At 42.8% G+C, this 7,134-nt stretch carries 7 protein-coding genes; 5 read left to right on the forward strand and 2 right to left on the reverse strand.

All coding sequences use genetic code 11. The features are described 5' to 3' along the window. Positions 1-396 precede the first annotated feature (396 nt). Complete coding sequence (locus OQ5_RS0108445; RefSeq protein ID WP_016777069.1) at positions 397-1,230, reverse strand: formylglycine-generating enzyme family protein; 834 nt, start codon at positions 1,228-1,230, stop codon at positions 397-399. A gap of 119 nt (positions 1,231-1,349) precedes the next feature. Then, positions 1,350-2,495 carry a glycoside hydrolase family 11 protein gene (locus tag OQ5_RS22430; protein WP_016777070.1) on the reverse strand — a complete coding sequence of 382 codons (1,146 nt, stop codon included), beginning with the start codon at positions 2,493-2,495 and terminating at the stop codon, positions 1,350-1,352. An 887-nt stretch (positions 2,496-3,382) separates the two neighbouring features. Here OQ5_RS22430 and OQ5_RS0108455 point away from each other — a divergent pair. The 5 genes from OQ5_RS0108455 (at position 3,383) to rsgA (ending at position 7,001) form a co-directional block, all read left to right on the forward strand. Continuing rightward, the gene (locus tag OQ5_RS0108455; protein ID WP_016777071.1) at positions 3,383-4,579 is read left to right on the forward strand and encodes a hypothetical protein; all 1,197 of its coding nucleotides are present in this window, start codon (positions 3,383-3,385) and stop codon (positions 4,577-4,579) included. A gap of 76 nt (positions 4,580-4,655) precedes the next feature. After that, on the forward strand, positions 4,656-4,820 hold the full coding sequence (locus OQ5_RS23450; protein WP_016777072.1) for a hypothetical protein: 165 nt from the start codon (positions 4,656-4,658) through the stop codon (positions 4,818-4,820). Positions 4,821-4,835: 15 nt separating this feature from the next. Beyond that, positions 4,836-5,291, forward strand: a complete 456-nt coding sequence (locus OQ5_RS0108465; RefSeq protein WP_016777073.1) for a DUF4268 domain-containing protein — start codon at positions 4,836-4,838, stop codon at positions 5,289-5,291. Positions 5,292-5,396: 105 nt separating this feature from the next. After that, the gene (locus tag OQ5_RS0108470) at positions 5,397-6,017 is read left to right on the forward strand and encodes a class I SAM-dependent methyltransferase (RefSeq protein ID WP_176694068.1); all 621 of its coding nucleotides are present in this window, start codon (positions 5,397-5,399) and stop codon (positions 6,015-6,017) included. 57 nt (positions 6,018-6,074) lie between these two features. Further along, on the forward strand, positions 6,075-7,001 hold the full coding sequence (gene rsgA, locus OQ5_RS0108475) for a ribosome small subunit-dependent GTPase A (protein WP_016777075.1): 927 nt from the start codon (positions 6,075-6,077) through the stop codon (positions 6,999-7,001). The last annotated feature ends 133 nt before the right edge of the window (positions 7,002-7,134 follow it).

The raw sequence follows: 7,134 nt of genomic DNA on the forward strand, positions 1-7,134 counted from the left end.
TGCAATCCCTGCCATGCTTGTTTCATTAACTTTTCTCTGCTAAAATAATGACTTTAATGGACTTTCCACGAGGAGGAGATAATTTAAGCAAATGAAGGCTAAATAGTGCGTGTCTGTGGACTCGCCAAAAGTTTTCACAATATGCGTGTCTGTTGAGAAAGTACCGGTTGCAAGGCTTTCGAAGCCGCCAAAAACGGAGTTTACTTTTCGTAAATGAGTATTTTGGCGGCAAGCGTAATACAGCAAATGGTACTTTATGGACGGATACTAAATTATTTACACAATTAATGATATAAGCCACAACGCTCTTATATTAAAAACTTTGCGTTATTGTGTCTCTGCGTTTAGGCCTTTCTTAACTGACTATTGTTGGTTAGTAGTGATATTATTTTTGATCTATTGGGTATTTCGGACGACACGTAAACCCTGATCAGGCCCTTTGCCATTGGCTTCAAATACACCACGATAAGAAATTGCACAGGCATGTTTACCGCCCATCCAGCCACCGCCTCGCCAAACGCGTCCATGTCCTTTTCTTAATTGATTGTCCTCATACCAGTCCCAACACCATTCTCTCACATTCCCGGACATGTCGAAAAGGCCGAGTTCATTGGGCGCTTTTAGACCTACTTCTCTGGTTCTGCAATTGTTTTTTTCAATTCTGTCCCATATCCAATCACCTTCCAGATATGCATCTCCCGAATTTCTCCAAAACCACGCAACGGACAAGATTTCATTGCTTCCGCTATAAGTATAGCCTTTGCTTTTTTGTCCGCCGCTTGCTGCATACTCCCATTCTGCTTCGGTTGGCAGCCGATACCCGTTTGCATTAAAATCCATCTCCACCACCCATTTAATATCATCAAGTTTATTCCGGTTTACGGTATCTGTTTCTTGTTTCTTAATTGAATAGCAAGGTTCAAGTCCTTCCAAAATACTCCGGCGATTACAATATTCTATGCAATCGTACCAACTTACCATTTCAACCGGCAGTTTATCGCCTTTAAAGGCAGATGGATTGGTTCCCATTACTTTTTCCCATTGCTGCTGGGTGATTTCATATCTGCTTATATAATAATCAGGAAGACTTATAGTACTGTCATGATAGTTTGAACCAGGATGATTAAATGACCCGCCTTTTATCAGAACAAATTCATCCACAGGCTGTTTTTTGCAAGCTGCAAATAAAGTCAGAAATAACAGGGGAAGAATAAATTTTGCTTTTGACATGAGAATAAGTTGAATGGTTACCAATTAAAACGCTGCCCGGAGTTACCCGGACAGCGCGAAATATCAATACATGCTTTTCATTATCATTTGAATGTAACTATATCATTATTATTCAGGAGCTACTGAACAGGGACAAATCGCCATTGTGCATTGACATGCGTTGTATTGGCATATTGTCCTGCCGGATCACCGTTGGTTGTCCTGCCCATTCCGTCGAGATACATGCCGGTACCACGGTTTCTCAACCTGTAGTAGCCATCACCCGACGATTCGAGGCTCCATTGCGCATTAACATGCGTCGTATTGGCATACTGTCCGCAATTATCTCCATTTGTGGTTCGTCCCATGCCATCTATATAAAGACCGGTGGCACGGTTCTTAAATCTTTCATAACCATCGGAAACCTCTCTGATCCAATGGGAGTTTTCATGGTTCGTGTTGGCATATTGTCCCAAATCAGCCCCGTTTTCTGTGCGGCCCATACCATCAAGATACAAACCCGTACCACGGTTCTGGATGCGATAATATTGAGCACTACCGCCATTATCATCGCCATTACTGCTTCCGCCTTCCCAAACAGTTAAATTAGCATATCCCTGGCTGCCACTGTATGCTTCGGTCAGCATAATGGCATAAGCATTCCAGGTGCTGCCCAGACCAAGTCCTGCAGCTCCCCATGCATTAACGTGATTGGCAAAAGTAATGGTTCGGTTTTCACCAACGGGAGCCATAGAACGACGGGTACTGAAAACCTGGCGGAAGGTTTGCGTTCCGTCGATAGAGGGTGCGTTGTAACGCATAGCAGTGTAAATATCATAGGTAGCACCATCGGAAGTTACGCTCCCACGATATTCTCCTGTGGGCCGATGGTCGCCCCAGCGCTCGTTTACATAGTACTCAATCAACGGATCTCTGGTCCATCCGTAATAAGCTATACTTCCCCCTCCTGAATGGGTATGTGCACCAATGTTATACCCGACAACTCTTGTAGACGATCCGGTACTCCATCCTTTTCCGCAAGTAAAATTACCAGTATAATCCCATGAAACTGAATAGTTTCCACCTTCACCGTTTTGGTAATCCACATACCCCTGCTGGTCATCGGTCCATAAGAACCAAAAGAAACCATCATGGTCGCCTGAGGAATAAGATTTCAACTGAGCCTCCGGGGCTTCTTCAACAAGGACGTCCATTTCAGGTTCATCTTCTGAACATCCAACCAATAAAAGCAGCGCTACTGCTGCTAAACTGATTATTTTTTTCATATTTCATAATTTTGTTAATAATGTGTAAATTGAGTGTAATAACAAAAAACATATATTGGTTATTAGTGTCGTGTCATGTATAAAATGTCGTATAAGTTGAAACTGATTTTTGCTTTTTTCAAGATGATAAAAAGCGCGCATAGCCATAGCTACGTAAGCTTTTTATCATGAAGAAAAAACGAAAATCAGTGATGCCTGGTGCGATATTTTATGCATGACACGACACTAGCCAAGGCGAAATGAAATATTCGTTAAGTCTGGTTTGATTTTGTTAACAGCAAATATAGATGAGTTAGTGGCTATTGATTATTGATTACAGACAAATTATTTATAATATCAGACAATATATGTCTGTAAAATAGGAGTCTATGAATTATTTAAAGAGCAAAAAGTTTCTGTATTACAACACGGTTGCTGCAGAATTCCGGCAGTAAAAACGAAAGAAAAATTTCTTAGTGTTTTTAAAACTTAAAACAATTACTTGTGCAGGGAAGAATATGAGTACAACCTTTGAGATGATAATCCGGAATTATCCCGGGTACCTGTTTAGAATTTTGAGTTCCTGCTCTCTGGCCCAAATAGTATAAACTCGCAAAAAAATTTCTTCAATATGTGTGTCTGTTCATAAAGTGCCATTTACAAGGCTTGCGAAGTCCGAAAATACGGAGTTTACTCATCATAAATGAGTAATTTTCGGACGAGCGTAACACAGCAAATGGCACTTTATGTACAGTCGCTAAATAATTTGGCCGGTAAAAGAACTTTTTGTTTTTTCGCAGTCTTTCCGGCAACACTGCCTGCCCTGCTCGCAGGAAGATGTCAGACCAACAATTTAGTAGTGTTTGTCGATAAACCGGTAAGATTTTTACAAACCTAATTTTATACGGATGAAGAAGACAATAATCCTCATTACCTTGCTTGTGTTCGGTTTTCTTGTATGCCATTCTCAGGAATTTGAAGTATCATTTCACGGATATGTTGGTGTAGATGCGGCTTTAAATACCCGTGAAAGTGCAGATGCACGCAACCGGCACATATATCTTTATCCTTTGCCAGCGAAGTTAAACGAAGAAGGTGAAGACCTGAATTCTTCAGGAGAATTCGATATTGATGCGGCTCACAGTCGTTTCGGGCTGGATATTTCCGGCCCTGTGCTGGCAGGCTTCCAGACTTCGGCAATGATTGAAGGTGATTTTGCAGGAAATGGCTCAGGCGATTCCAATTTCAGATTGCGTCATGCCTTTGTAACATTCGCCAAAGAAAGGTGGTCACTGTTGGGCGGACAAACATGGCATCCCCTGTTTCTTACCGAAAATTTCCCCGCAACGGTCAATGTCAATGCAGGCGCTCCTTTTCATCCGCTTATTCGTTCGCCTCAGTTACGGCTTACCTGGAATGCTTCTGAAAACACTCAAATCCTCTTTTACCTGGTTGATCAAAACAATTTCCGAAGTTCGGGGTTTGGTTTTAACAGCACCGAAAAGGCAATGTTTCCCGAGCTGGACATTCAGTTGAAGTGGCACAGCAGGGGCATGTTTACAGCTTTTACAGCAGGAGTTAAGCACCTGGCGGTTCCCGAAACGATTGAATCTTCTTTTCCGGTAAAAAAGGTAACTGCGTGGCACTCCAATGCTTCTTTTAATTACCGGTTTTCAGGAATTACCGTTAAGTTGGAGGGCATTTACGGCAGCAATTTGTCGGAGATGGTTATGCTTGGAGGTGTAGGAAAATCATTGGCTGATGAGGAATACCTGTCTCTTTATACTGCGTCTCTTTGGACGGATGTGCATACCAATGAGGTCGAAGGATGGCAGCCCGGTTTGTTTGCAGGCTATACAGCTAATATGGGGTCGCATGAGGAAGTAGAGGTGATTGGTGAATTGTCGCGCAGTGAGGGAAGGATTGCCTCGGTTTTTGCCATTTCGCCCCGGTTGAAATACATTACAGGAAAAGCCTGGATAGGTCTTGAGTGGCTTTATACTTCGGCTGCATGGGGAACTCAATTCGACCGTTACGGGGTGCCGGAGGAAACAAAGAATTATATCAACAACAGGCTTTTACTATCTTTGCGATATAATTTTTGAAGTTTGCTCATTAATAATTCGTTAGATTTTTAGATATAAGATGCAAGATGATTAGTATATCTTTTATAGTTAAACCATGAAGACCAAATTAGGTATAATAGCGGTTTTATTTATTGTTGCCGGTTTCGGAATGATACACGGCGGGTCTGTTACTATGGAACGCGTTGCCATAGGGCTGATGGGTACGGGAATCGTTTATCTGCTTTATTTGCTCATAAATTCAGGAAAGAAGGAGAAATAAAACCAGGGAAAAGATATGTTCTCAAAGGAAGAAGCCAAGGCTCTGCGACTTGAATTCTGGCAGAAGCTGGGGAATCGCACCCGCCGCCTGCCCGGACAAAAGGGACGTAAACGTTTGTGGATCGCCGATAACACCGGAATTAAAGGACTTGATCTCCGTTTTGATGTTGGCCGCGAAAGAATTATTGTCGCCCTCGAAATCAACATCAAAAACGAAGAAAAACGATTGGCCCTGTATGAAAAGCTGGAAGCTGCCAAAGGTCTCTTTGAGGATCAGTTCGGGGAGCCCATGATATGGGATTTTGCCTATGTCAGGGACAATGGACGGGAAGTGTGCCGGGTATATGTTGAACAGCCCGGTGATATGTATATTAAAGAAACCTGGCCCGAAATTCACAAATTCATGATAGACCGGATGATTCGACTCGAAAAAGCTTTTCTGGAAGTAAAGGATTATCTGAAGTACTCCTGAATGATCATCTTTTATCTGAAAATCTAATGATGACTCCTGAATATGATGTTAGTTTGTCCACTTTGTAATTCGGTCGGCAAAAATTTTAAAACCATTCCCGGTCCTTTGAACAGGCGTTATTATCAATGCTCCCGGTGCCGGTTGATATTCGTCCAACCCGAAAGTCTTCCCTCGGCCATAGAAGAAAAAGAACGTTATACCGAACATGAAAACGATCCGGATTCACCCGGCTACATAGCATTTCTTAACCGGGCCGTTCACCCTGCTCTTTCCTGGCTGAAGCCCGGGATGAAAGGACTCGACTATGGAAGTGGTCCCTGCCCGGCACTTTCAGGCGTGTTGCAAAAAGAGGGTATTAAATGCTTCAATTATGATCCCCTTTTCGGACCACCCTTAGCCAACGGGCCTTTCGACTTTATTTTCGCCACCGAAACTTTTGAGCATTTTCATGATCCGCGTGCAGAAACAGAGCGTATCAGCCGGTTGTTAAAACCGGGCGGTATTTTAATTGTAATGACTTTGTTTTACAACCTGAGCCAGGGTCTTGATAATTGGTTCTATGCCCGTGATCGTACCCACGTGATGTTTTATGACCTCCCTGTTTTTGAGTACATCTGTCAAAAATGGAATTTCGAATTACTTTGGCATGACGGTGAACGTGTCATCGTATTAAGAAAAAGAATTGAAAAACAAAATAATTTATTACCCGCTTGTGAAAGAATTTGATAAATCACTATTTTTGAAATGTGAAATAAGAAAAATGACTTATAAACTGAGGTCCGTTTGAAAGAAGGTATTGTAATAAAATCCACAGGAAGCTGGTACAAAGTAAAGTCCGGTGACGATGACCCGGTCTCGTGTAAAATTAAGGGGCGCTTCCGTCTGGACGAGATGAAGAGTACCAATCCGGTAGCGGTGGGCGACCGGGTAAAATACTCATTTGACCAGAATTCTGGTACCGGGGTCATTGAGGAAATCCTTGAAAGGCGGAATTACATTGTAAGGAGGGCCTCGAACTTATCGCGTCAGACACAGATACTTGCTGCCAATATCGACCAGGCCATTCTGGTGGCAACCATCAATTATCCCGTTACCACACCCGTATTTATTGACCGTTTTCTGGCCACCACCGAAGCCTACGATATTCCATCCACCCTTATTTTTAACAAAACCGACCGTTACGATCAGTACCACAAGGACCAGTTGGCTGAAACCATCTCAGTATATAAGGATATCGGCTACAACGTTCTGACAACTTCAGCAAAGTACGATGAGGACCTCCTGGCGGTCAGGGAGCTCCTGAAAGATAAGGTTTCTCTTCTGGCCGGGCATTCGGGTGTGGGCAAGAGTACCCTCATCAACCGTGTTGAGCCCTCTTTAAACCTCAAAACGGCAAAAATCTCCGATGCTCACAAAACCGGAAAGCATACAACTACTTTTGCGGAAATGCATCCCCTCAGCTTTGGCGGATACATCATTGATACCCCTGGCATAAGGGGGTTCGGATTGTTCAATATTGAAAAAGAAGAATTGTCTCACTTCTTCCGGGAAATCTTTAAATATACTCCCCGTTGTCGGTATTACAACTGTACACATCTCCATGAGCCGGGATGTGCTGTAAAAGAAGCCGTTGAGAAGGGTGAAATTGCCTCTTCGAGATACAACAGCTATGTAAGTATTTTTCTGAACCGTGACGAAAAATACCGGTAAAACAAGCTGATGTATTGTTTATTGTGTTTTTGGCAATATGAAGTACGGGTTCTTCGTTCCTATAGTTCAGGGATTTTGTTAGTTTCTTAAGTATGCCGGTATCCGGGAATCACACTACCGACTAAGAAACTAC

The organism is Anaerophaga thermohalophila str. Valhall (assembly GCF_000250735.1).
GTDB classification, from domain to species: domain Bacteria; phylum Bacteroidota; class Bacteroidia; order Bacteroidales; family Marinilabiliaceae; genus Anaerophaga; species Anaerophaga thermohalophila_A.